Source organism: Mesorhizobium sp. B2-7-1 (genome assembly GCF_006440735.1).
Classification (GTDB): domain Bacteria; phylum Pseudomonadota; class Alphaproteobacteria; order Rhizobiales; family Rhizobiaceae; genus Mesorhizobium.
On the sequence record NZ_VFUA01000228.1, the window covers coordinates 1 to 1,161 of the forward strand.

Annotated in this window: 3 protein-coding genes; 1 reads left to right on the forward strand and 2 read right to left on the reverse strand. The window is 61.9% G+C overall.

The annotated features are described in order from the left end of the window. On the reverse strand, window positions 1–93 hold a 93-nt coding region (locus tag FJ471_RS34615), incomplete at its 3' end, for a conjugal transfer protein TraD (RefSeq protein ID WP_140811606.1). Between the two features lies 1 nt (window position 94). After that, window positions 95–421 (reverse strand): conjugal transfer protein TraD, encoded by a 327-nt coding sequence (locus FJ471_RS34620; protein ID WP_140811614.1) that lies wholly within the window; start codon window positions 419–421, stop codon window positions 95–97. Window positions 422–594: 173 nt separating this feature from the next. Here FJ471_RS34620 and mobQ point away from each other — a divergent pair. Continuing rightward, on the forward strand, window positions 595–1,161 hold a 567-nt coding region (gene mobQ / locus FJ471_RS34625; RefSeq protein ID WP_181179972.1), incomplete at its 3' end, for a MobQ family relaxase.

The window sequence follows — 1,161 nt, forward strand, 5'->3', positions numbered from 1 at the left end:
GGTCAGATCAACGATGCCTGCCTTGACGACGAGACCGCCGAGTTCAATCAGATGTCGGGTGCGCTTGCGTCGTTCGACCTGCCAGGTGCGCATGTCATTGCGAGCCATTGCCGCTTGCCGGTGATTGCGAGCTGCCCGGTTGCGCTTGAGCGCTGCGCAGGTTTCGCCCAGTAGTCGGAGCAGTTCTCCTGGAACCGCTCTCGAAAAACGTCACCCCACGCTTGGCCCATGCCTCACGCTTTCCGGTGTCTTTCGTTTCGGCGATTGCGACCAACGCGCCGGCCAGTTCGTCGGTGCTGAGTTGATCGGCGCCAGTGGCGATCACCAGTTCGCCAAGCTGCTGCACCTTTCGCGTCTTGAGCTCTCGCGCCTTTTCTTCCAGCGCCTTCAGTTCGGCGTCGAAGTCCCGTGGTTTACGCATGGCTGTCTCCGTTCGATTGTCGATCGGAGAATGATAGGGGAGAGCCCGCCGGAAGGCTTCAGGGTTGCCGAGACAGCCCGGGACGGGCTGGTCCATCCCGAGATTTTTTCGAGGGAGGGCGCGCTTATACGTCGTGCCGACGTGCGCTTTGACGTGCAAATGATCTGGTCGCGATGGCGATCTATCATCTTCACGTCAAGGTCATTGGCCGCAAGGCGGGCTCAAGTGCTGTTGCCTCGGCCGCCTACCGCTCGGCTTCGCGGCTGCGCGACGAGCGGATCGAACGCACGCATGATTTCTCGGCCAAGCGCGGCGTCGTCCATTCCGAGGTCATGCTGCCGCAGAATGCGCCCAAAGCCTGGAACGACCGCGAACGGCTGTGGAACGACGCCGAGGCCTTCGAGGTGAGGAAGGATGCGCAGCTTGCCCGCGAGGTGGAGTTTGCCCTCCCGCATGAATTGACCCAGGCGCAAGGCATCGAGCTGGCCCGCGACTTCGTTCAGACTGAATTCGTCAGCGGAGGCATGGTCGCCGATCTCAACGTGCATTGGGACAGGGCGGAGGATGGCAGCGCAAAACCGCATGCCCATGTCATGCTCACCATGCGGTCCGTGGACGAGAACGGTTTTGGCGCAAAGGTGCGCGACTGGAACGCTACCGAGATGGTCGAGCGCTGGCGCGAACGATGGGCCGAGCTTGCCAATGAACGCCTTGCCGAACTCGATATCGACGCCCGCATC